This is a genomic window from Thermoplasmata archaeon (assembly GCA_035632695.1).
GTDB lineage: Archaea > Thermoplasmatota > Thermoplasmata > RBG-16-68-12 > RBG-16-68-12 > RBG-16-68-12.
The window spans coordinates 1-21,677 of the sequence record DASQGG010000181.1 but is presented as its reverse complement, the minus strand read 5'-3'; the positions used below and the strand labels follow the sequence as shown (position 1 = coordinate 21,677).

At 66.6% G+C, this 21,677-nt stretch carries 24 protein-coding genes and 1 pseudogene; 7 read left to right on the top strand and 18 right to left on the bottom strand.

What is annotated here, in order from left to right:
- The first annotated feature begins 10 nt into the window (after positions 1-10).
- Positions 11-436 carry a DUF131 domain-containing protein gene (locus VEY12_11470; GenBank protein HYM40738.1) on the top strand — a complete coding sequence of 142 codons (426 nt, stop codon included), beginning with the start codon at positions 11-13 and terminating at the stop codon, positions 434-436.
- 37 nt (positions 437-473) lie between these two features.
- Positions 474-1,418: a hydroxyacid dehydrogenase gene (locus VEY12_11465; protein ID HYM40737.1), complete on the top strand. Its 945-nt coding sequence runs from the start codon at positions 474-476 to the stop codon at positions 1,416-1,418.
- Here the strand turns inward: VEY12_11465 and VEY12_11460 are convergent.
- Together VEY12_11460 and VEY12_11455 are read right to left on the bottom strand one after the other, a co-directional pair.
- Positions 1,409-1,621 (bottom strand): hypothetical protein, encoded by a 213-nt coding sequence (locus tag VEY12_11460; protein HYM40736.1) that lies wholly within the window; start codon positions 1,619-1,621, stop codon positions 1,409-1,411. The two genes, VEY12_11465 and VEY12_11460, sit on opposite strands and share 10 nt — an antisense overlap.
- A gap of 34 nt (positions 1,622-1,655) precedes the next feature.
- Entirely contained in the window at positions 1,656-2,222 is a 567-nt protein-coding gene (locus tag VEY12_11455) for a GMP synthase subunit A (GenBank protein HYM40735.1), read from the bottom strand.
- A gap of 94 nt (positions 2,223-2,316) precedes the next feature.
- On the opposite strand from VEY12_11455, the gene VEY12_11450 reads away from it, so the two are divergent.
- Entirely contained in the window at positions 2,317-3,069 is a 753-nt protein-coding gene (locus VEY12_11450) for a hypothetical protein (protein HYM40734.1), read from the top strand.
- A 4-nt stretch (positions 3,070-3,073) separates the two neighbouring features.
- Here the strand turns inward: VEY12_11450 and guaA are convergent, their stop codons facing one another.
- The 7 genes from guaA to VEY12_11415 form a co-directional block, all read right to left on the bottom strand.
- Positions 3,074-4,018, bottom strand: a complete 945-nt coding sequence (guaA, locus tag VEY12_11445; protein HYM40733.1) for a glutamine-hydrolyzing GMP synthase — start codon at positions 4,016-4,018, stop codon at positions 3,074-3,076.
- Positions 4,018-4,491 carry a 5-(carboxyamino)imidazole ribonucleotide mutase gene (gene purE, locus VEY12_11440; protein HYM40732.1) on the bottom strand — a complete coding sequence of 158 codons (474 nt, stop codon included), beginning with the start codon at positions 4,489-4,491 and terminating at the stop codon, positions 4,018-4,020. The genes guaA and purE overlap by 1 nt, the downstream gene beginning before the upstream one ends.
- Before the next feature lie 92 nt (positions 4,492-4,583).
- A complete protein-coding gene (locus VEY12_11435) occupies positions 4,584-4,913 on the bottom strand; it encodes a hypothetical protein (GenBank protein ID HYM40731.1) in 330 nt (109 codons plus the stop codon).
- A 10-nt stretch (positions 4,914-4,923) separates the two neighbouring features.
- A complete protein-coding gene (locus tag VEY12_11430; GenBank protein HYM40730.1) occupies positions 4,924-5,157 on the bottom strand; it encodes an Lrp/AsnC ligand binding domain-containing protein in 234 nt (77 codons plus the stop codon).
- A gap of 81 nt (positions 5,158-5,238) precedes the next feature.
- Positions 5,239-6,162, bottom strand: coding sequence for a carbohydrate kinase family protein (locus VEY12_11425; protein HYM40729.1), 924 nt, complete (start codon positions 6,160-6,162; stop codon positions 5,239-5,241).
- Positions 6,153-6,776 carry an MtnX-like HAD-IB family phosphatase gene (locus VEY12_11420; protein ID HYM40728.1) on the bottom strand — a complete coding sequence of 208 codons (624 nt, stop codon included), beginning with the start codon at positions 6,774-6,776 and terminating at the stop codon, positions 6,153-6,155. Before VEY12_11420 ends, VEY12_11425 begins: the two co-directional genes overlap by 10 nt.
- Before the next feature lie 40 nt (positions 6,777-6,816).
- A complete protein-coding gene (locus VEY12_11415; GenBank protein HYM40727.1) occupies positions 6,817-8,055 on the bottom strand; it encodes an adenosylhomocysteinase in 1,239 nt (412 codons plus the stop codon).
- 360 nt (positions 8,056-8,415) lie between these two features.
- Here VEY12_11415 and VEY12_11410 point away from each other — a divergent pair, with 360 nt between their 5' ends.
- Both VEY12_11410 and dinB read left to right on the top strand, forming a co-directional pair.
- Positions 8,416-9,231: a DUF72 domain-containing protein gene (locus tag VEY12_11410; protein ID HYM40726.1), complete on the top strand. Its 816-nt coding sequence runs from the start codon at positions 8,416-8,418 to the stop codon at positions 9,229-9,231.
- Positions 9,232-9,250: 19 nt separating this feature from the next.
- On the top strand, positions 9,251-10,894 hold the full coding sequence (gene dinB / locus VEY12_11405; protein HYM40725.1) for a DNA polymerase IV: 1,644 nt from the start codon (positions 9,251-9,253) through the stop codon (positions 10,892-10,894).
- A 9-nt stretch (positions 10,895-10,903) separates the two neighbouring features.
- Here dinB and VEY12_11400 read toward each other — a convergent pair whose 3' ends face one another.
- The 7 genes and pseudogenes from VEY12_11400 to VEY12_11370 all read right to left on the bottom strand — a co-directional run bounded on the left by VEY12_11400 (position 10,904) and on the right by VEY12_11370 (position 16,435).
- Positions 10,904-12,142, bottom strand: a complete 1,239-nt coding sequence (locus VEY12_11400) for a PLP-dependent aminotransferase family protein (GenBank protein HYM40724.1) — start codon at positions 12,140-12,142, stop codon at positions 10,904-10,906.
- 94 nt (positions 12,143-12,236) lie between these two features.
- Positions 12,237-12,965, bottom strand: a pseudogene (locus VEY12_11395) (SDR family oxidoreductase).
- The gene (locus tag VEY12_11390; GenBank protein ID HYM40723.1) at positions 12,913-13,539 is read right to left on the bottom strand and encodes an isoprenylcysteine carboxylmethyltransferase family protein; all 627 of its coding nucleotides are present in this window, start codon (positions 13,537-13,539) and stop codon (positions 12,913-12,915) included. Before VEY12_11390 ends, VEY12_11395 begins: the two are co-directional and overlap by 53 nt.
- A gap of 39 nt (positions 13,540-13,578) precedes the next feature.
- Entirely contained in the window at positions 13,579-14,817 is a 1,239-nt protein-coding gene (locus tag VEY12_11385) for a saccharopine dehydrogenase C-terminal domain-containing protein (protein ID HYM40722.1), read from the bottom strand.
- Positions 14,783-15,391: a GNAT family protein gene (locus tag VEY12_11380; GenBank protein ID HYM40721.1), complete on the bottom strand. Its 609-nt coding sequence runs from the start codon at positions 15,389-15,391 to the stop codon at positions 14,783-14,785. The genes VEY12_11385 and VEY12_11380 overlap by 35 nt, the downstream gene beginning before the upstream one ends.
- A gap of 53 nt (positions 15,392-15,444) precedes the next feature.
- Positions 15,445-15,933: a hypothetical protein gene (locus VEY12_11375; protein HYM40720.1), complete on the bottom strand. Its 489-nt coding sequence runs from the start codon at positions 15,931-15,933 to the stop codon at positions 15,445-15,447.
- 1 nt (position 15,934) lies between these two features.
- Entirely contained in the window at positions 15,935-16,435 is a 501-nt protein-coding gene (locus tag VEY12_11370) for a peroxiredoxin (protein HYM40719.1), read from the bottom strand.
- A 174-nt stretch (positions 16,436-16,609) separates the two neighbouring features.
- On the opposite strand from VEY12_11370, the gene VEY12_11365 reads away from it, so the two are divergent.
- Entirely contained in the window at positions 16,610-17,599 is a 990-nt protein-coding gene (locus VEY12_11365; GenBank protein HYM40718.1) for an asparagine synthetase A, read from the top strand.
- A gap of 61 nt (positions 17,600-17,660) precedes the next feature.
- Positions 17,661-18,173: a hypothetical protein gene (locus VEY12_11360; protein HYM40717.1), complete on the top strand. Its 513-nt coding sequence runs from the start codon at positions 17,661-17,663 to the stop codon at positions 18,171-18,173.
- A gap of 5 nt (positions 18,174-18,178) precedes the next feature.
- Here the strand turns inward: VEY12_11360 and VEY12_11355 are convergent, their stop codons facing one another.
- Positions 18,179-19,759 (bottom strand): NAD(P)/FAD-dependent oxidoreductase, encoded by a 1,581-nt coding sequence (locus VEY12_11355; GenBank protein HYM40716.1) that lies wholly within the window; start codon positions 19,757-19,759, stop codon positions 18,179-18,181.
- Positions 19,756-21,348 carry an NAD(P)/FAD-dependent oxidoreductase gene (locus VEY12_11350; GenBank protein HYM40715.1) on the bottom strand — a complete coding sequence of 531 codons (1,593 nt, stop codon included), beginning with the start codon at positions 21,346-21,348 and terminating at the stop codon, positions 19,756-19,758. The genes VEY12_11355 and VEY12_11350 overlap by 4 nt, the downstream gene beginning before the upstream one ends.
- Positions 21,349-21,677 lie beyond the last annotated feature (329 nt).

Sequence of the window (21,677 nt, the reverse complement as noted above, 5' to 3'; positions counted from 1 at the left end):
AGGTCCACGGATGGGCTGCGCCGTGCGCCTCGTCCGGCTCGCAGGACCCGCACTGTTCTTGGGCGGCCTGGCCGCGCTGGCCGTAGGCTTCCTGCAGGGTGAGGCCACCCTGAGCCTGTTCGTGGTCTTTCCCGTGGTCACCGCCACGGGGGTGTGGTCGATCCTCGGCATCGTCTTCATGGTCGCCGGTGTGTTCGTCTTCTTCCTGACCGGGAGCATCCCGGACACGTCTCCCGTCGCTCCCGGTCCCGTCCCTCCGCCGGCGGGGACCCCACCCGCGGCACCGCAGCGCCGATGGGGCGGCGTGGTCTTCTTAGGCCCCATCCCCGTGGTCTTCGGCTCCGACGAGAGGATCGCGCGATGGATGCTGGTCCTCGGCGTGCTCTTGTTTGTCGCGCTCCTGGTCCTTACAGTCATTGCACTACGGGGCATCTGAGTTTTTATCCGGGGCCGTCTTTGGGCCCCGCGAGACCATGAAGATCCTGATCACGGACGGACTCGAGGCGGACGCGGTCGCCTCGCTGAAGAAGGCCCACCAGGTCGATGTTGCCGAGCTCGACGCGAAACAGCTCCTCGACCAGATTCCCGCCTACCATGCGCTCATCGTGCGAGGCCGCACGAAGGTCACCAAGGAGGTCCTGGGGAAGGCCGCGAACCTCAAGGTCGTGGGCCGGGCCGGCGTGGGGGTGGACAACATCGACGTGGACGTGGCGACCGCCCGCAAGATCTTGGTCGTGAACGCGCCCACCGCGAGCACGGTCAGCGTCGCGGAGCTCGCGATCGGCCACATGATTTCCTGGTGCCGCTTCCTGCCCCAGGCGGACAAGAGCATCAAGGAGGGGAAGTGGGAGAAGAAGCAGTTCGAGGGCCACGAGATGTACGGGAAGACCCTCGGTTTGATCGGCTCGGGCCGCATCGGCGCCGAGGTCGCGAAACGGGCCCAGGCATTCGGCATGAAGGTCATCGCCTTCGATCCGTACCTTCCGGCGGAGATTGCCCAGAAGATCAACGTCGCCTTGGTGGACAAGGAACGCGTGCTGCGGGATTCGGACTTCATCAGCGTCCATGCCGCGCTCACGCCGGAAACCCGGGGGATGATCGGCCCGAAGGACCTCGCGAGCATGAAGAAGACCGTGGTCCTCGTGAACTGCGCTCGCGGGGAGATCGTCCAGGAGTCCGCCCTCGCTGAGGCGCTGAGGAACGGCGTGATCGCGGGTGCCGCCCTCGACGTGTTCGAGAAGGAGCCGCCCGTGGGGAGCCCGCTCCTCACCGCGCCCCACGTGACCTTCACGCCGCATCTAGGCGCGTCGACCCACGAGGCGCAGACCCGCGCCGGCGCGATCATCGCGGATCAGGTGCTGAAGGCCCTCGACGGGAAGAAGCCCGACTTCCTCGTCAACCCGAACGTCTATGGCTGATCCGCCAGGAACCGCGCCGCTTCGCGCAAGGTGACCTTCCGCCGGTTCGCGGTTTCGCGCACGCGGGACACGAGGTCGATGTAGTCCTGGTAGCTGCCGCCTTGCCGCCGAACCGACTCACCGAGGCACCGCTCGAACGAGTCCTGGTCCCGGACCACGAGGGCCTCCTTCAAGACTTGCGAGACGGGGACCTTGAGGGCCACGCGACGGAAAGGACGTGTCGCGATAAAACGCTGTTCAGCCCTCACACACCTTGAGGAAGTTCCGGAGGATCTCGTAGCCGTGCTGGGTGTTCTCGACCTCCGGGTGGAACTGGAGGCCGAACAGGGCCCGGTTTTGGCTCCGCATGGCCTGGACCGCGCAATTGGGGGAACTCGCAAGGGCCGTGAACCCCTTGGGGAGGGCGCTGACCTCGTCGTTGTGCGATTCCCAGACTTCGAAGGAGGACGGCAGGCCGTCGAAGAGGACGTCCGCCTGCTTCACGGTGAGTACCGCCTTCCCGAACTCGGGCACCGCGGACGGGGCCGCGTCGCCCCCGAAATGCTTCGCCATGAACTGGTGTCCGGCGCAGATGCCCAGGATGGGTGCCTCGATCCCATCGAGGTACTCGCCGTTCCGGCCCATCTTGCCGGGGTCGATCCCGACCCGCGGCGCGCCCCCGGACAGCACGAGGCCGTCCACATCTTGGAGCTGGGCCACCGGCGTGTCGTTCGGTACGATCTTCGTGTCCGCGCCTAGGTACTTGAGCACCCGCCACTCACGGTGGGTCCACTGCCCTCCGTTGTCGACGACGTAGACACGCATGGAGGTCGCAAGCGAGGGCCGGGGAAAAAGCTTTCTCCGACCACGGCGGCGGTGGCCGGCTCTTTATGTACGCGGCGGCGGTATCCGGGGCTCCATGCCCGAGGGACCGCGGCGTCCGGTGAGAGACCGGGCGGCTCGGGGCTTGACCTGGGCGATCCGAGGCCTGGAGGGATTCCTGGCTCTGGCGGTCCTCACCGCGGTCGGCCTGATCGCCCTCATCCCGGCGTACGGTCTCCCGTCCCCCACGATCGACCAGCGGGTGATGCTCGGGAACGCCCTGCTCGTCCTCTCCTGGTTCCTGCTGATTCTCGGCGTGGGTGCGGGACTCGCCTACTGCGTCGGCCTCGCGGGCCTTTGGGGGAGCCGTCGGGAGTTAGGACGGGAGCACGCGGTTTCCGTGGAGCGGACGCTGCCCTGGCTGGCGGTCACGATGGTCCTCCTGGCCACCGGGATTGTCGTGCCCTCCCTCACGGGGCCGTTCCTCACCTTCCCGGGGATCGGATCGGCTCCGCCGGACTGGGCCACGAGCCTGAGCGTCGTCTTGGCGGGGATGCGCGCGATCTTCGCGGGGCTCACTCTCTACTACGCGGTCCAGGGGCTTGCCCAGGAAGATGCGCGCGTTCGCCTCCTGGTGGCGATGAGCCTCGGTGCCGCCGGAGCCATCGTGTGGTCCGGGCTCGCGGCATTCGCCGCGGGGAGCGGCCTCCTGACCATTGCGTCTCTGCTGCCCTTCCTTGCCGGCATCGTTGCGGGCCTGGGCACGAGCGCCATTTCGATTGGCCTGTTCATCCTCATATACCGGGAGATCCGGAGCGGTCTCGCGGCCGAGAGGACACCGAGCGCCTGAAGGGCTACTCCCACTCGATCGTGGCCGGCGGTTTGTTCGTGATGTCGTACACGACGCGGTTGATGCCCTTGACCTCGTTCGTGATTCGGATGCTGATTCGATCGAGGACCTCGTGGGGGATCTTCGAGTAGGTCCCGCTCATCCCGTCGATGGATTCCACGGACCGCACCGCGACCGTGCTTCCGTACACGCGGAGGTCTCCGTGGACGCCGACCGTCTGTACGGGCAGGAGGGCGGCGAAGTACTGCCACGGGAGGGAGATGAGCCCCTTCTTCGCCGCGAGCTCCAGCTCCTCTTCAACAATCGCGGAAGCCTCTCGGGCCAAGGCAACGCGCTCGGGCGTCACTTCGCCGATCACCCGGACCGCGAGGGCAGGTCCAGGGAAGGGCTGGCGTTCCGCGACGCGCACGCCGAGCTCGCGAGCGACCTTGCGGACCTCGTCCTTGTAGAGGTCCCTCAGCGGCTCGACGAGTTTCAGCTTCATGTTCTCCGGGAGCCCTGCGACGTTGTGGTGGGACTTGATCCGATCCCGCAGTTGGCCACCGCTCTCGATCCAGTCCGGGGCGATCGTCCCCTGGACCAGGTAGGACGCGCCGAATGCGGACGCCTCCCGCTCGAAGATCTCGATGAACTTGTTTCCGATGATGTGCCGCTTCTTCTCCGGATCCGTGACGCCGTTCAGGGCGGCGAAATACTCGTCCGCCGCATCGATGATCCGGTGATGGACGCGAAGGCCTTCGAGGGTGGTCGCGACGTCGGCCGTCTCGCCCTTCCGCATGAGCCCCGTGTCCACGTAGACCGCGAGGAGGCGATTCCCGAGGGCGCGGGATGCAATGACCGCGGCGGTTGTGCTGTCGACCCCGCCGGACACCGCGATGATGGCCTTCCCCTTCACGGCCTCCCGGAGGGCGGTGACCTGCTCCTCCACGAAGGCCTTCGGGTCGAACATCACTCATCCTTCAGCGTGCGCGAGTCCTCGAGGACCCACTTCTTCAAGGCCTCGCGATGCTCCTTGAGTTTGCCCGCGAGCCGCTCGTCGCCCAGCGCGAGGATCTGGGATGCGAGGATCGCGGCGTTCTCGCCACGATCGAGCCCGACGGCCGCTACGGGCACTCCCGGCGGCATCTGGGTCACGCTGAGAATCGAGTCAAGGTTCACCTTGCCGCTCACAGGCACGCCCACGACGGGCTTCAGGGTGTGTGCGGCAATGGTACCCGGCAGCGCGGCGGAGAGACCCGCGACCGCAATGAAGACCTTGGCGGGGGTGTTCCGGACCAAGTCTCTCAGGAGGTCCGGCGTGCGGTGGGCCGAGGCCACGACGATCTCGTATTCGACCCCGAACTCGTCGAGGATCTTCCCGGCGGCCTTGCCGACCTCCGCGTCGCTCTTGCTCCCCAGGACGATGAGCACATCGACGGGCATCGGTTGGGCAGAAGCAAGGGTGGGCAATTAAGGCTTCCCACCCTCCGGCCCGTGGACTCACATTCGCGACGAGAGAAAGAGGGGCTGCGTCCTCAGCTCTTCATGATTGCGAGGAGGAACAGCCCAATCGCGATTCCGGCGCCAATCACGGCGGCGAGGATTACGCCGATCGCCTGAATCACCACGGTGCCCAAACCCACGGGCCCCGCGAGGACTCCCGCGATGGGGTGCGCCGTGTAGACGTAGTACGCCCAGAGAATCCCGACGACCAAACCACCCACAAGCAGGCCGGCCCCAATCTTCCGGCTCTTCCCGCTCCCGAAGTACGCGGTGAACGCCCCTGTAATCAGGAGGAACAGGGCGAACGTCAGAATCAGAATCGTCACGAACGACCAGAGTTGCCATGCATCGAGCGCCGCCATGCGTTTCGCCTCAGAACTTGATCCCGGTCAGGGTCTTCGTGTCGATGACGCCGGGGATGCTCCGAATTTTGTCCACGACCACCTGGCCGAGGACGTTGAAGTCCTCCGCCTCAATCTTCGCGATCAGGTCGTACTCTCCGAACAGCGGATGTAGTTCTACGATCTCCTTGACCTTGAGGAGCTCGTTGTACACCTCGTGCTCCTTTGCAGGAGCCGTGCTAATGAGCACGAACCCGATAGCCATCCCTGGTCACCGAGGGGGCGAACCTCCGGTGACGATATAACCCTTTCCATAATCTCCTCCGAATTCTTCTCTGGAGCATCGTCAGAACGTCGCGTGATGTCGTGCGCGCGCGACGGCCTGCTTCCAGGTCGGGAGATTCGTCTGCGTACCCTTCTCTTCGAGGGTGAAGCTCGCGACCGCAGAACCCAGGATGCCGCAGTGCCGCAGATCGTAACCCCGAGCGAGGCCCGCGTAGAAGCCCGCGCGATACGCGTCCCCCGCGCCGGTCACGTCGACGATTCGGCGGGGCCGGACCGCGGGGATCCGGAATCTCCCGTCCCGCGTAATCACCGCGCTTCCCTTGGCGCCGCGCGTGACCACGACGGCCTCGGCGGTCCGGAGGAGATCGACGACCGACGTCGCGCCGACGAACCGCATTGCCTGGGCGACCTCCGCTTCGTTCCCGAAGAAGTAGGTGGCCATGCGGAAGAGCGCACGGAACCGGCGCCGGTCGTAGACATATCGGAGTTCCTGGGCCGGATCGAAGGCGATGGGGCGGTCGGCCTCTTGCGCGGCGCGCATGACCTTCGCATAGTACTCCGGCCGACCCGTGCCGACGTGTACGAGGTCCACGTCTCGGACGCTGTGGCGGAGGACGGGCATCCGCGGCGCGATCCTCCAGGGCCCTTGATCGATGACGGTCATCTGCTGGCCTCTCGGGTCGGAGAAGACCCAGGCCGTGGGCGTCGGGTACCCCGGCACTTCCCGGAGATCGCGGAGGTCCACGCCATCCTTGGCCAGCGCGGATCGGTAGTCCTTTGGAAAGTCCGCTCCCACGAACGAGGCCAGGGACACCCGCGTCCCGAGCCGAGCCGTGGCCCGGGCCAGGTTTCCCGCCGTCCCACCGAAGTACCGGCTGCGGTCGAGGATCTCGATGGACGTGTCCGGTTTCGGCAGACGGGGGACGGAAACGATGTGGTCGAGGACGACGTGCCCGAAGGCCCCGACGAAGCTCCTCACGGCCACCGGTCCATCTCCCGCTGGACGTCCGCAAAGCTGTCGAAGGGGATGAATACGATCTCTTCCTCGCGGCACAGCTCCGCGAGTTCTTTCTTCGCGAAGACCACGTCGGCCTCGATCGCGGGGCAGAGGTCCGAGTGCCCGTCCCCGACGTAGACGACCTGGTGCCCCTGGACTCGCAGCTCAAAGAGCCGGCGGAGCTTGCACGTGCCGCAGAGGTTGCACGTCGGATCCGCATACGGATAAGCGATCGTCACCCGACCGCCCTCGAACGTCGTCCGGTTCGTGCGTACGGGCACCGCGATCCGCCACTTCTCCAACAGGTGGCGGAGGTAGAAGTCGAGCCCCTCGCTCACGATCTCGAGGAGGATCCCTCGGCTCTCGCAATAGGCCACGAACGGGGGGAAGGTCCCATCCAGACGCACGTGCGCATCGACGAACCGAAGCATGTCCGCCTCGCTCGCGTGGACGAGGGCGAACTGGCGAACCATGGTCTCCCGCGTCCCGATCTTCCGGGCCCGGTGTTCCTCCTCGATCTCCCACCACTCGGGCGGTGCGAACTCCTCCAGGATATCCTCCGCGACGTCGGTGCGGGTCACGGTCCCGTCGAAGTCGGTCAGGACCGCTCGCTTCGCGGACCCTGTCGGGATCCGGACGGGATCAGGTGCCCTCGTGCCACGACTCCAAGTACGTCTTCTGGGCGCGGGAGAGGGAGTCGATGCGGATCCCCATGGTCTTGAGCTTGAGCTGGGCCACCTGGTTGTCCAGCGTTTCGGGCACCGCGTAGACACGATGCTCGAGCTCGCCTGCATGCTTGGCCAGGTGGGCCGCGCTGACCGCCTGGATGGCGAAGCTCATGTCCATGATCTCCACGGGATGGCCCTGGCCTGCGGCCAGGTTCACGAGGCGTCCCTCCGCGAGGACGTCGATGCGCTTGCCCCCGGTCAAGGTATACTCGTCAACGAACTCCCGCACGCGGCGTTTCGTCTTCGCCGCCTGTTCGAGATCCTTGATGGAGATTTCGTTGTTGAAATGTCCCGCGTTCGCGAGTACGACGCCGTCCTTGAGCGCAGGGAAGTGCTTCGCGGTCACGATGTCCTTGTCGCCGGTGGCGGTCACGATGAAGTCCGCGACCTTCGCGGCTTGGGACATGGGAAGGACCTCGTACCCGTCCATCGTGGCCTCGATGGCCCGCACGGGGTCGACCTCCGTGACGATCACGCGGGCGCCCATCCCCTTGGCCCGCATGGCGATTCCGCGCCCGCACCATCCGTAGCCCGCGACGACGAACGCCTTGCCGGCGACCAGGAGATTCGTCGCGTTCATGATCCCGTCGAAGGTGCTCTGGCCCGTGCCGTATCGGTTGTCGAAGAGATGCTTCATCTTCGCGTCGTTCACGTCGATGACGGGAAACTTGAGTTCGCCGTCTTTCTCCATGGCCCGCAGGCGGATGATGCCCGTGGTCGTCTCCTCGTTGCCGCCGCGTACGCGGTCGAGGAGTTCGCGGCGTTTCGTGTGCAAGAGGAAGATAAGGTCGGCGCCATCGTCGATCACGAGGTCGGGCTTCAGGTCGAGGACCTTGTGCAGGTTCTCGTAGTACTCCTCCGCGGTCTGCCACTTCTTCGCGTACACGTCGAGGCCGTGGACCTCCTTGAGGGCGGCCGCGACGCTGTCGTCCGTGGACAGGGGGTTGCAGGAGGCTAGGCGGACGTCCGCCCCGGCCTCCCGGAGCGTGAGCGCGAGCACGCCGGTCTTGGCCTCCGTGTGGAGCGCCATGCCGATCCGGAGCCCCTTGAGGATTTTGGACCTCTGGAGCTCCGTCCGAATGGCGGCGAGGACGGGCATGTGGTCCCGCGCCCACTCGAGGCGCCGGGCGCCGCGTTCGGCGAGCTCGGACATCGCCGCGCCAAAGCGCCGGAGCCGATTTCAGCCTTCCGGTGTCTCCCGGCCGCGCTCCACGGCGTCGGCGTTCATCGTCAGGCCCGCCTCCGGAGATTCTCGGAGGGCTGCGGTACCCAGGGGACGGCGGCTGCCGGGAGCACGTCCGCGACGCGGAATTCCGGGGGAGGCGCTTCGTGATCGGCGGTGCCGCGAGCGTGGTCATCAGCGTCATCACGACCGATGCCTCATACAGGCTCACGCGCCTGGAAGCGATCCTCGCGCGCGTCCTGCCTCACGCCCGCGACTGAGGCGGCGCAGACCCGCGCGCCTGCATTCGGCAAGCCTTAATCTGCCGCGGCCGCCATCCTCTCGCCTCCGATGGACCTCAAGGAGAAGCTCCGCGTCGGATGCAGCGGCTGGGGATACGACGACTGGCTCGGGAGCTTCTACCCGAAGGACACGCCGAAGTCGGAGTACCTCCCGCTGTATTCCAGGGTCTTCGATGCCGTTGAGGTCGACTCCTCGTTCTACCGCAACCCGGGCCCCGCTACGACGAAGGCCTGGTACAAGGCGACGCCGCCAGGGTTCCTGTTCACGATGAAGATGCCCAAGCGGATCACGCACGAGAAGAAGCTCCGGCAGGTCGCGGAGCCGCTCGGCTGGTTCTATGCGTCCGCGAAGGAGCTCAAGGAGAAGGCGAGCTTCCTCGTCGCCCAGCTCCCGCCATCGATTAAGTACGACCGCGACTGGACCGTGATGCAAGACTTCGTGAAGTCCCTAGACCCGAAGTACAGCCACGCGGTCGAGTTCCGGCACGCGTCCTGGTTCCGCGAGGATGTGTACAGCCTCCTGCGAGACCGCAACGTGACCATGGTCTGGACGGAGAACCAGTACCTCAAGAGTCCGTCCGCGGTGACGTCGGACTCGGTCTACCTCCGAATGGTCGGGGACCGCGAGATCACGGAGTTCCACGAGGTCCAGAAGGACAAGTCCGCGGAGATGCGCGCGTGGTACAAGGAGCTCGAGGACGCCGCGGACTCGGTCAAGGGAGCCATGGTCTTCTTCAACAACCATTACGCCGGCTTCGGCCCCGGGAGCGTGAACGAGTTCCGGCGGCTCGCCGGCCTCATGGAATACGAGTTCCCCGCCCAGGGCGGCGCAGCGGGCCAGAAGAGCCTGGTGGACTTCGGATGAGCTCCCGGTGAGGATCGCGATGTCCTCCCCCACCCCGGAATCGAGCCAAGGCTATCCGGTCGTCCTCGTGCCCTACGATCCCTCGTGGCCTCAGCGCTTCGCGGAGGAGAAAGAGGCGGTCGCCACGGCCCTCGGGGACCGCGTCCTCGCGATCGAGCACGTCGGCAGCACCGCAGTGCCCGGCCTCCGGTCGAAGCCCACGATCGACATCATGGTCGGGATCCGTCGGCTGAGCGAGGCCCCGCCGTGCATCGCCGCCCTCGAATCGTTCGGCTACGTGTACCGTCCCGACGGCGAGGCCACGATCCCGGAGCGGCGCTACTTCCACAAAGGGCCGCCGGGCAGCCGTACCTTCCACATCCACATGGTCGAATTTGCGAGTCCCTTCTGGATGGGGCATGTTCTCTTCCGCAACTTCCTCCGAGCCCATCCGGATCGCGCCGCTGCGTACGCGTCCCTGAAGCAGGAGTTCGCCGCTCGGTACACGTCGGATCGGGTAGGCTACACGGATGCCAAGGGGCCGTTCATCGAGGCCGTGCTCGCGGAGGCCCGCAGGGAGTCCGCCGGGGCGGGGCCTTGGCGTGTGATCTTCCACGTGGACATGGATGCCTTCTACGTCAGCGTGGAGCGGCGGGAGCAGCCCGAGCTCGTTGGCAAACCCGTGATCGTCGGGGCGGACCCGAAGGGCGGGAAAGGCCGCGGCGTGGTGATGGCCTGTAGCTACGAAGCCCGTGGACTCGGCATCCGCAGTGGCATGCCGATCAGCCTAGCGTGGAAGAAGCTTCCCGATGCCGTCTACCTGCCGCCGAACTACGACCTCTACGGCTCCGTGTCCGAGAGCGTGATGGGCGTGCTCCGGGAGCACGCGGACATCCTTGAACACTCGAGCATCGACGAGGCGTTCCTCGAGGTCACGCCGAAGGTTACGGGCTTCGACGCGGCGGCCGACTATGGGCGGCGGGTGAAGACCGCGGTCCAAGACCGGGAGGGCCTCGCATGCACAATCGGCGCGGCGCCGAACAAGTCGACCGCGAAGATCGCGTCCGACCTCGCGAAGCCGGACGGCCTCCTCGTCATCCGACCCGAAGAGGTGCCGATCTTCCTCGAGCCGCTCCCGGTGACACGGATCAGTGGCGTCGGCACGAAAACCGCCCAGATCCTCGAGCACGCGGGCGTCACAACGATTGGCCAGCTCGCGGCGTTCCCCGGCGGGGAGCTCAAGAAGCTTTTGGGGAAGAACTCGGTCTGGCTCTGGGGGATTGCGAAGGGCATCGAGCAGATGCCCGTGGAAGAACGGCCCGATCCGAAGAGCATCAGCGTCGAGCGGACGTTCGACCGGGACGTGGCCGACTGGTCCGTCGTCCTGGAGACCCTGGACAGCATCGCTCACAACGTGTACCTGCGGGCCAAGGGACAGGGCGCGTCATTCGGGAACGCAGGCATCAAGATCCGGTTCGAGGGCTTCCAGACGCACCTGCGGGAGAGGAAACTACCGAGCCACATCCTCGACGAGGCTGCGCTCAGGGCCGTGGCCCGCGACCTGGTCAAGGAGTTCGAATCTCGCGGGCGGAAGGTGAGGCTCCTGGGCGTTCGAGTCACAGACCTGGTCCGGCCCAAGACGCGGCAGCCCACGCTCACGGCGTTCGACGGGTCCGAGTCCTGATCCAGCGGCTCACTTGGCGATGGGAGCGAGCAACTGGGGCGTGCCCTTCTCTTCGCGGAGGACCTCGCCCAGGATACCGATCCCCTTGCGGATGTTCGCATCGCTCGGGAAGCTGAAGTTGAGCCGCATGTGGTTGATCTCCGGGCTCCCGGCGTAGAAGCCGTGGCCCGCGACGTAGATGACGCCCTTCTCGGCGGCCCGCGGCAGGAGCTCCTTCGTGTCGACGTTCGGGTCGACCGTGGTCCAGAGGAACAACCCGCCCTGGGGTCTCGTCCAGGTTGCATTCTCGGGCCAGGTCTCCTTCAGGGCCTCCAGCATGACGTCCCGCTTGTGGCGGTACAGCCTGCGGATCTTGGGGAGGTGTTTCTTCATCAGGCCAAGGCTCAGGTACCGCTCCGCGACGCGCTGTCCCCAGCCGTTCGTGAACAGGTCGACTCCCTGTTTCGCGAGGGCCATCTTGGCGATCAGGTCCGGGGGGCCGTGCGCGAAGCCCACGCGGAAGCCCGGCGCCAGAACCTTGCTGAAGCTGCCCAGGTAGATCACCCAGCCCTCCTTGTCCAGCGAGGCGATCGGCGGCACGGGGTCTCCCTCGAAGCGCACGTCGTAGTACGGGTCGTCCTCGATGATCGGGACCTCATACTCCGCGGCTAGGTCCACGAGGGCCTGGCGACGGCGCAGGGACATCGTCACGCCCGTGGGGTTGTGGAACGTCGGGACCACGTAGACGAACTTGGGCCGGATGCGGTCCATGGCCAGCGCCTGCAGGTTCTCCTCGAGCACGTCGGGCAGGATACCCTCCTCGTCCGTCGGGATGCCGTGGTACGCGGGCTGGTACACGCTGATCGCTGTGAAGATGCCGAGGTACGTAGGCTGGGTGACCATGGCGATGTCGCCGGGGTCGAGGAACACGCGGCCGAAGAGTTCGAGCGCCTGCTGGGCCCCGTGGGTGACGATGATCTGGTCCGCCTTGGCGGCGATTCCCCGAGAGGCCATCATCGTCGCGAGGGCGCTCTTCAGGAGGGGATCGCCCGGCGTCGGGCCGTACTGCAAGGCCGGGGTGTTGTCCTCGTGGAGGAGCTCCTCGAAGATGATCTTGAGGTCCTCCACCGGAAACGCGTCGGGGCTCGGCAGGCCACCGCCGAAGCTGATGATCGAGGGATCCTGGGTGTACTTCAGGAGCTCACGGACATCGGACGCCTTCAACAGCTTTGCCCGCTCCGAGAACAACGGTTCGAGGTTGGGCGCCATGGCTATCGTTCCAGCGTACGTCGTCCCGGACCTCTCAACCAATCGCATATGCTGTAACGTTGAGAAAACATGACACGACGTGCGGTGATGGCGCTTAGCTCGTCCCGTACGCCGACGCTGCGAGCACCTGGCCCGTGACGCCTCGCGATTCGTCCGAGGCGAGATACACAAAAACCTCCGTGACTCGATTCGGCTGCTTCCCGGCGAATCCAGACATCCTGGTCACGACGAGCCCGGGGTCCACGACGTTGACCCGCTGCGTGAGCTCTGCCGCGAGTTGTCTCGACAACCCCTCCAAGGCCCACTTGCTCAGGGAGTACGGGAAGCATCCCGCTGCGGGGCCGTCCGCGAGGCCCGAGGTCACGTTGATGATGCTCCCGTCGCGTTGCATGTGCGGCACCAGCGCCTTCGCGAGGAGCCATGGCGCGCGGACGTTCACCGCCATCGTGCGATCGTAGTTGTCCCGATCGACCTACGCGGCCCGGCCCAGTCCCTCGTACACTCCGGCGTTGTTCACCAGGACGTCGAGGGTCCCGAGCGCGTCCACGCACGTGCGTGCCGCATTCGCGATTTCTTCCGGAACCGCAAGGTCGCAAGGGACTTCCGTCGCCTTGCCCCCCTTCCGGCGAATCGCACCGGCCGCCTCGTCCAGCTCCTTCCGCGTCCGGGCCAGGAGCGCCATCGCGGCGCCCTCTGCGGCCAGGCGCTCCGCCACCGCCCGGCCGATGCCTCGGCCCGCCCCCGTGACGACCGCGGTCTTCCCCCGAGCCTCACGGCCCCGACCTCCGGAGTCGAGGCAGGAACCGCCCCGTGCAGGCCCTATACGCGTCGTACGCCGCGCCGAAACCCTCGGGCGAGCGCAGGAGGTCCTCCTCGAGGTTCGCGCGGTGCCGGGCGAGGAGGGCAGCCACGCACGCGGCGATCAGCAAGGGAACACTCAGGAACACGAGCGCCAGCCCGACGACGAGGATGACGACGGCCGTGTACGTAGGATGGCGGACGTGCGCGTAGGGTCCTTTCTGGACGAGTTCATGGCCCTCGGTGACCCGGATGGAGACCGTCATGAACCGGCCCAGGCTCTGGAAGGACCACGCGGCCAGTCCCGCGGCCACGCCCCAGAGGACGAGACCGGTGACCTGCACGCCCGTCGACAGCGGGATCCCACCGACGGCCAAGTCCGCGTAGAACCAGCCCGGCGCGAGCGCGACGGCTAGAGTCCAGAGCTGGGCGACCCCGATGGTGCCGAGCCAGAGCGCTTCCGTGCCGCGGGCGGGTGCCCGCGCCGCGACGGTTCGCCCCCTAGGACCGAGGAGCGAGCGGCCGAACGCCGCGGCTCCCGCGATCGGCGCGACGAAGAGGAATGCGCCGAGTTCCTGGGCGGTGGCGGTGTCCAGCATCCGGCAGGTCGAAGCGCCGGCCGCTCATGGCCTTGCGGGTCAGTTCAGGGGCGTCGCCGTCTGAGTCTCGTGCGCCACCCTCAACCCCATTCGGCCCATGAGGCGCAGGCTCTCCGCCGGGTCGAGGCATTCCGCGGAGATGACTCCCTTCTCGGCAATCTGCCCCCGGACGAACTGGGTCGCGAACACGGCCGCTCCCGTCCCGACCAGATACCCCGTCGCCGTAGCGTTGTGCCGCCGGGCGGCGTCCTCGTGCCGCATACCCGTGTAGAGGCGCTGCGAGACCCGCTCCCCATCCTTGCTGCCGTCCACTTCGACCACGATCATCGCGGTGCCCGTGACCCGGCCGACAAGATCCGCGGGCCGGCGCACTAGGCTCATGAGCAGCTTCCGGGGTGAGACGCGCGTCCCTTCTACGTTGAGCGGCTCGTCCCGGAGGAGGCCGAGGTCGTGGATTGTGCGGAGGACGTGGTACGTCGCATCGTCGATCGCGAGTTTCAGGTCCGCGTACCGGAGGCCCTTGCCGATGAACCGGCCCAGGGTCTCGGGCTCCTCGTGGTCCATGAGGTAGACGGGTTGGGGTCCGACCGGCTCCGGGAACGGATAGGTCTCCCGGCCGCTCCAGGGCGGAGGACGGATGAGCTTGCCGTCCTCGAAGACCAGGCCCGGGCTGAAGACCTCGACGAGGAACGTCTCCGGGGACCAGACCACGGGCAGAGGCGTGTCGGAGGCCGACGCCGTGTCCCCGTCGCGGATCCGGATGGCATCCACGGTGTCCAGCGCGTCGACCCCGCGCCGCGCGAACACGTTGCCGATGCCGGGGTCCTCGCCCCCGCCCATCAGGGCCGTGAGCCCTGCGTTGCGGAACCGGGTGTCATACGGGAGCTGCTTGGACGGCTCCGAGGAGAGGTCCATGTAGTTCGACCCCGCCTCGAGGCACGCGTCCATGAGCGGGAGGTCGAGGTCCGCGTGGGCCGCGTTGATCGCCAGGTCGGCGTCCCGGAGGACCTGGGCGAGACCGCCCGGCGCGGGGTCTCTGAGGGGCACTGCGCGGGCCTTCAGACTCCGAAGCGCGGCGGCCAAGGCACGGGCGCGCACCGGCACGAGGTCCGCAATCACGAGGTCGTTAATCTCCTTCAAGCGCACGAGATGGCGAGCCGCCACGGTCCCCATGGCGCCCGCGCCGAACAAGACGACACGAATGCTGTCACTCCTTCGAGACCGGGACCGCGGGAGTTCCCTCTTAAGGCTTCGCGGCCCCCGTCGCCCGGGCGGCATCCCACTCGTCTCGAAGCATGGAGTACATGACGAGGTCGATGTGGTGGTCGTACATCCAACCCGCACCTCGGAAGACCGCCTCCTGGCGGAACCCCAGGCGCTCCGGGATCGCGCGGCTCCTTCGGTTCTCCATGTCGGCGCGGATTTCCACGCGATTCAATCGAAGCGACCCGAACGCGAAATCCACGAGGGCGCGACAGGCGCGCGTCATGATCCCGCGCCCCTGATGGTCCTCGCTGATCCAATAGCCGATCTCGGCCCGCCGGTTCGCACCGTCCACGTAGACGAACCCCATGACGCCCACGAGCTCACCGCGGAACACGATGCCGGACTGGAACCCCTGGCCCACGCGTACTTGCTCCTGAGACCGCTGGATGAAGGCCCTCGTGTCCTCCACGCTGCGGGTGCCGTCCACCCACGGGAGCCACCGCCGCAGGTAAGCCCGGTTCCGTTCCGTGAGGGCGAAGATCTCGGTCGCGTCCCGCTTTCGGACGAGCCTCAGATCAATCTCCTCGTCGACGCGGATGCGGGACGGATACCGTACGAGGAGCCGCGCGGGCCCTTCGGGCGACATGGAAGGAGAACCATGACGGCGGGTCGGCCATGTACTTTGCGGCCGCGCCCCGGTCAAGGCTTCGTCTTCTTCGCAGGCTTCGGAGGCGGCGCCTTCACGCCGACGTTGCGGGCGAGCTTCCGGACTTCCTTCTCGTTCATCCACTCGACCTTCAGGTACTCGAAGAGCTCGCGCTCCGTCATCCCGAGCCGCCGACCCTCCGCGAGGCAGTGCTTGTACGCCTCGATTTCCGTGGGCGTGTCCGCGTAACCGATGCCGTCCGGAAACAGGCTCTTCCCCTCCGCGAATTGGCGCACGTGCACGAGCTCGTGCACGATGTCGAGGTAGATGTCGCGGGGCTTGCCGGTCTTCAGGTAGTGCGCGGACACGATCAGGTGACCGTCCGTGTCGCTCACTCCCATGTAGCCCCAAGGCACGGAAAAGTACTCGACGCGCAGGGACCGCAGGACCCGACGGGTGCGCGGTCCGAAGATGGACCGGATCGCGTCGACATCCTCGAACCCGTGGAACCGGTCGGAGAAGCGTTCGTAGTGGATGGGCACGCTACGCGGAATGCGGACCGGAGGCAGCGGGACCTTGGACGGCATGGCTCGACCCCTGTTCGGCCACCACCCGAAGCGCCCGTTCCACATGGGGTTTGGGGTTGATGGACTTGAAGGAGTCCACGATGGTCCCGTCGGGCCCGATCACGTAGGTCACGCGCTTGGCCATGCCCAGCAGCCCCAAGGCGTTGTACGCCCTACAGATGGACTTCTCGGGATCTGCAAGCAAGGGGAAGTTGAGATGGTGCTTCGCTCGGAACTCGCGGTGGGACGCCGCGTCTTGGACGCTGACTCCGAGCACGACGGCGCCCAAGGACTGAAACTTGTCCCGTTCGTCACGGAAGGCACACGCCTCCATGGTACACCCCGTGGTCATGTCGGCGGGGTAGAAGTAGAGGACCACGGGCCGGCCGGAGAAATCGCGGAGGCGAACCGCGTTGCCGTCCTGGTCGACCGCTGCAAAGTCGGGCGCCTTGGATCCCGGTTCGAGAATGTCGGACATCGTCTCGCTCGATTCGAGTCCCCGGTCATTCATGAAGCCTTGCCTAATTTCGGAGCCCCGAACGGGCTTTATCTAACGGATTATTTACACGTCCATATTCATACACTAGGATGACAAATTGATATAAAATCGATGATAACGCTTAACTAGCCCAGCGTCTCTTGTCATCCTCCTATGCCAGATGGATCGGGTATCCACCTTGACCAACTCGGAACCTCGTACCGGACTGTGCGTGAGCCCAAGATGCAACGCGTTCTGCGAATCCAGGCGGCCCTGGGCGACGCGATTCGAGAGTATCTCAACGACCATGGATTCACGGAACTCCTCCCTCCGATCATTGGCCCCGCCTCGGATCCGGGGATTCGCGGGGCAACGCAGGCGGTCATCGACTTCTACGGGCGGCCGTACACCGTGATGTCCAGCGCCATCCTCTACAAACAGATGATGGCCGCATCCCTGGGCCGGGTGTACTTCTTCTCGCCGAACGTCCGGCTTGAACCGCTCGAGACCGCCGCGACGCGTCGTCATCTCGTCGAGTTCGTCCAAGTCGACATCGAGGAGGCGGGTGCGGACTATCTCGCCGCGATGCGTCGGGCGGAGGACCTCGTGAGTCACGTGCACGACCGCATGAAAGACCGTCACGCGGGCGAGCTGGCGGCGCTGGGCCGTTCCCTGAACGGGGCTCACGTGCCCTTCCGTCGACTGCGCTACGACGAGGCGCTCAAGATCCTCGAAGAACGCGGCCGATCGGTCCCCTACGGCGTCGAGTTGCCCTGGGACCGGGAGGAGTTCCTCTCCTCCCTGTTTCCCGAGCCGTTCTTCGTGTATGACTACCCGAGGGAGTCGCGCGGATTCTACGACCGTGAGGATCCGGAGCGACCTGGGATACTCCGGGACTTCGACCTCCTCTATCCGGAGGGGTTCGGGGAGGCGATCAGCGGCGCGGAGAGGCAGTTCGAGTACGACTTGGTAGTCCGCCGGTTGCGGGAGACGGGAGCGGATCCCGCGAAGTACGGGTGGTATCTCGACATGCTGCGGGAGGGCATCCCCCCGTCCGCCGGCTTCGGAATCGGCGTGGAGCGGCTCACGCGGTACATCTGCGGCCTCCAGGCCGTGTGGGAAGCCAGGCCATACCCCAAGGTCGCGGGGGTCTTCTCCCCTTAGGTACTCCTCAATCGAGCCCCGGCCCCTCACGGTTCAAGTAGAAGGAACGATTCGCCCTCCCGTGGCCAAGTTCGTCCGGTACGGGCCTGCCCCTCGGTACGGTATGCCCGACGCCGGATTCTGCGCCTCCACCTTCGTGATCGTCCGTCAAGGTTCGAAGGTCCTCGCCGGCATCCCCCGGGATCAGCGGAAGTGGAGGACGCAGTGGCAGCCGAACATCAGCACGTACACGCGTGCGGACCAGGAGGCCGAGTTCCGCTCGTGGCGCCTCCCTGCGGCCTTCCTGTATGAGGGCGAGCATCCCGCGGACACGGCCCGGCGCGTCATGGAGGATCAACTCCAGATGTCCCCGAAACGTCTCGCGGCGCCGGAGATCCATTCCTTCTACGATCCGAGTTCCTGGTACCCGGGGCGCCGCCACTTCGACCTCTGCTTCGTGTACGAGGTGAGGGGAGCCTCGCCGAAGGTCCTGCCACCGTGGTGGCAGCGACTCGAGTTCGTCGAGCCGAGATTCCTCCAGTCCCAGGACCTCGGCAGCGCGATGAGCGATCTCGTCCGGAAGCTGCGGCTCTGAACGGGTCACGCGCCTCGAGTTCGACGGTCGGTGAGGACGGCTTGGGCGGCGTTGTGACCCGGCGCTCCCGTGACGCCGCCTCCCGGGTGGGCACCGGCGCCGCACAGGTACAGGCCTTCGATCGGCGTGCGGTAGCGGCTCCAGCCCGGCGCGGGACGCAACACGAGCTGCTGGTTCAGGGTCATCTCCCCATGGTAGATATGCCCGTCCGTGAGGCCGAAGCGCCGCTCGAGGTCGACCGGGGTCAGGACTTCGTGTTCGAGCACGAGCTTGCCCAAACCCGGCAGGTGCTCGTCGAGCACCTCAACCACCGTGTCGCCCAGCCGCTCCCGCTCGCGATCCCAATTGCCCGTCTTCCGGTGGTACGGCGCGTACTGCACCGTGACGGACATGACGTGCTTGCCCGTCGGCGCAAGGCTCGGGTCGAGCAGCGTGGGGATCACGGCGTCGAGGAACGGCTTCCGGGACACGGCCCCGTACTTCGCGTCATCGTAGGCCCGCTCCAGGTACTCCATCGAAGGCGCGACTCGGAGATGGGCCACCGCGCCCTCGGTTCCCGGGATCGTCGGCGGCCCGTCGAGGGCAAGGTTCACTCGGGCGACGATGCCCTCCGTCTGGAAGTGGCGGATCGAATCGAGGAAATCGCGCGGCAGCTCGGCAGGGTCCGCGAGATGAAGGAAGGTCCGCTTCGGGTCGGCGTTGGAGAGGACCACGCGGGCCAGGAGGATCTCGCCCGACGCGAGCTGCACGCCCGTCGTGTGCCCGTCCTTCGTGAGGATGTGCCGGACCTCGGCGTCCGTGCGGATCGAGGCACCGGACCCTTGGGCGGCCAGGGCGAGGAGACGCGTGAGTTGCCCCATGCCGCCGCGGACCATGCTCCAGGCGAGTCCATGGACCGCCGGGAGGGCGTGGTGGAGGAGGCCGAACGCCGTCTCGGGCGAGTAAGGTCCGCGGAAGGTGCCGATGAGGGCGTCCGCCGCGAGGGTTCCCTTCAGCGTGTCATCCTCGAACCACTCGTCGAGCACCCCTCGGAGGCTCATCGGGATCATCCGGACGGCCTGGTTCAGGACATCCTTGCCCCCGCGGCGCAACGCGAGGGCTCGCCGCGCAAGGAGGAGCTGGTCGGACCACTTCCACTCCGAGATTTCGGGTGGCGGCTTCATGAGGAGCGGATCCACGGCTTCCGCGACCCTGGCCAGGAGGGACTGGAACGCCGGGAACGCCGCGGCATCCCGCTTCGAGAACGCCGCGATCTCCTGAGCGGCGTGGTGGGAATCCCGCCAAAGGCGTAACACCCTTCCATCGCCCAGGCTGACGACCTCGGGGTCGAGCGGGAGGAGCTGAAGGCCGTGCCCGCCTAGGCCGAGGTCCCGGACGACCTCGGGGCGCAAGTTCCCACATAGGGTGGCGCCCGGAAGGCCACGAAACCCGGGATGGAATTCCTCCGTGGTGGCCGCGCCGCCGACGACGCTCCGGCGTTCCAGGACGAGGACGTGGAGTCCCGCGCGGGCGAGGTAGGCCGCGGCCACGAGGCCGTTGTGTCCGGCCCCGATCACGATCACATCGTAGGCATCCGCCAGAATCACGACCTCCACGGGGGCCAGTCGTTCAGGATTTCTCGGGCCGCGTTGTATCCCGGCGCGCCCATGACCCCGCCACCCGGGTGGGCCCCCGAGCCGCATAGGTAGAGCCCGCGAATCGGACTGCGGTATTGCGCCCAGCCCGGCACGGGTCGGAGGAAGAACAGCTGGTTAGGCGTGAGCTCGCCGTGGAAGATGTTGCCTCCCGTCAGGCCGATGGTCCGCTCGAGGTCGAGCGGGGTGAGGACCTGGCGGCCTATGATCGCCCTGGGGAGGTTCGGCGCGAACTCGGCGAGGGTCTGCACGACCGTGTCGCCCAAGGCCTCGCGCTTCTCGTCCCACGTCCCGCTCCGGAGATGGTACGGCGCGTACTGGACGAAGATGGACATGATGTGCTTCCCGGGAGGTGCCATGCCCGGGTCGATCGCGGAGGGCACCATGACGTCCATGTACGGGTGCCTCGAATAGTCCCCGTACTTCGCGTCGTCGTACGCGCGTTCCATGTATTCCACGCTGGGGCTGATCGAGATGGCTCCCTGGAGGTGGGCGCCCTCGCCGGGCATGCAGGTGAAGTTCGGCGGGTCCTTGAGGGCGAGGTTCACCTTCGCGCTTGAGCCCTCCATGTTGTACGCCTCGATGCCGCGGACGAAGTCCGGCGGCAGCGCATCCCGCTCGACCATCTGGAGGAACGTCCGCTTGGGGTCCACACCCGAGGCGACAACCCTCGCGGAGATCCGCTCCCCGGTCGCGAGCTCGACGCCGATCGCCCGCCCGTCCTGGACGAGGATCTGCCGCACGTCCGCGTTCACGCGGATATCGACCCCGTACGAACGGGCGGCGGATGCGATGGATTCGCTGACCATCCCCATCCCGCCCTTCACGAACCCCCACGCCCGGAAGGCGCCGTCGACCTCGCCCGTGTAGTGGTGGATCAGCACGTACGCGGTACCCGGAGACCTCGGACCGAGGAACGTGCCGATGATCCCGCTGGCGCACATCGTCCCCTTGAGGGCGTCCGTCTCAAACCATTCGTCCAGGTAGTCCGCGCTCGACATGGTCATGAGGCGTGCGAACGTGTAGAGCGTCTCCTGGTCCGCGGATTTGAACTGACCCCGCAGCTCGAACATCCGCCGTAGGTTCGCGGGGCTCATGGAGCCGAGGTCCGGCGGCGTCATGCCGATCTGCGGCTTCACGAACCTCGCAATCTTGACCATGAGCCGCCCGAACTTGGGGTACGCCTCGGCGTCCCGCCTGGAGAACTTGGAGATCTCTCTCCGGTTCTCGTCCGGGTCCGCGCCTCGGAACAGATAGCGCCCGTCCTCCAACGGCGTGAGCGTCGATTCCACCGGAATGATCTGGTAGCCGTTCATCGGCAGGCTCAGATCGCGGATGATCTCGGGCCGCAGGAGGCTGCAGACGTAGGCGCAGACCGTGAACTTGAACCCGGGGACCACCTCCTCGGTGACGGCCGCGCCGCCGACGAGGTGCCGGCGCTCGAGGACCAGGACCTTCTTTCCCGCGCGTCCCAGGTACGCCGCGGTGACCAGGCCGTTATGCCCCCCGCCGATGACGATCGCATCGTAGGCGGTGGCCATCGCGCCGTCTCCTCCCGTCCCGCGGACCCGGAGGGCTCGGAATGAACGTGTTCCATTTAACGATTCGTTTCCGGGGCGTTCGAATTTCGCCACCCCTAAAGGTTTAACCCGAGTCGAGGCTTGCCCTCGTCGATTCGGCGGGAGGAGACGCGTGCCGCGGGGGACGCCGTTCCATGCGAGGACGTCCGTGCTCTGCGAAAGCTTCGGATGGCGGAACTGGTCGGGCTACGTGTGCGCCACGTCGTACCAGCTCGTCCCCGAGATGGAGTACCACGCGATCCGCGGTGCCGCGGGCCTCATCGACGTGTCCCCCTTGTTCAAGTACCGCG

Bases quoted from the DNA above. Each gene is read 5' to 3' on its own strand.
- VEY12_11470 (HYM40738.1), top strand. From the start codon at position 11: ATGGGCTGCGCCGTGCGCCTCGTCCGGCTCGCAGGACCCGCACTGTTC.
- VEY12_11465 (HYM40737.1), top strand. From the start codon at position 474: ATGAAGATCCTGATCACGGACGGACTCGAGGCGGACGCGGTCGCCTCG.
- VEY12_11455 (HYM40735.1), bottom strand. From the start codon at position 2,222: ATGCGTGTCTACGTCGTCGACAACGGAGGGCAGTGGACCCACCGTGAG.
- VEY12_11450 (HYM40734.1), top strand. From the start codon at position 2,317: ATGCCCGAGGGACCGCGGCGTCCGGTGAGAGACCGGGCGGCTCGGGGC.
- guaA (HYM40733.1), bottom strand. From the start codon at position 4,018: ATGTTCGACCCGAAGGCCTTCGTGGAGGAGCAGGTCACCGCCCTCCGG.
- purE (HYM40732.1), bottom strand. From the start codon at position 4,491: ATGCCCGTCGATGTGCTCATCGTCCTGGGGAGCAAGAGCGACGCGGAG.
- VEY12_11435 (HYM40731.1), bottom strand. From the start codon at position 4,913: ATGGCGGCGCTCGATGCATGGCAACTCTGGTCGTTCGTGACGATTCTG.
- VEY12_11430 (HYM40730.1), bottom strand. From the start codon at position 5,157: ATGGCTATCGGGTTCGTGCTCATTAGCACGGCTCCTGCAAAGGAGCAC.
- VEY12_11415 (HYM40727.1), bottom strand. From the start codon at position 8,055: ATGTCCGAGCTCGCCGAACGCGGCGCCCGGCGCCTCGAGTGGGCGCGG.
- VEY12_11410 (HYM40726.1), top strand. From the start codon at position 8,416: ATGGACCTCAAGGAGAAGCTCCGCGTCGGATGCAGCGGCTGGGGATAC.
- dinB (HYM40725.1), top strand. From the start codon at position 9,251: ATGTCCTCCCCCACCCCGGAATCGAGCCAAGGCTATCCGGTCGTCCTC.
- VEY12_11400 (HYM40724.1), bottom strand. From the start codon at position 12,142: ATGGCGCCCAACCTCGAACCGTTGTTCTCGGAGCGGGCAAAGCTGTTG.
- VEY12_11390 (HYM40723.1), bottom strand. From the start codon at position 13,539: ATGCTGGACACCGCCACCGCCCAGGAACTCGGCGCATTCCTCTTCGTC.
- VEY12_11385 (HYM40722.1), bottom strand. From the start codon at position 14,817: ATGCCGCCCGGGCGACGGGGGCCGCGAAGCCTTAAGAGGGAACTCCCG.
- VEY12_11380 (HYM40721.1), bottom strand. From the start codon at position 15,391: ATGTCGCCCGAAGGGCCCGCGCGGCTCCTCGTACGGTATCCGTCCCGC.
- VEY12_11370 (HYM40719.1), bottom strand. From the start codon at position 16,435: ATGTCCGACATTCTCGAACCGGGATCCAAGGCGCCCGACTTTGCAGCG.
- VEY12_11365 (HYM40718.1), top strand. From the start codon at position 16,610: ATGCCAGATGGATCGGGTATCCACCTTGACCAACTCGGAACCTCGTAC.
- VEY12_11350 (HYM40715.1), bottom strand. From the start codon at position 21,348: ATGGCCACCGCCTACGATGCGATCGTCATCGGCGGGGGGCATAACGGC.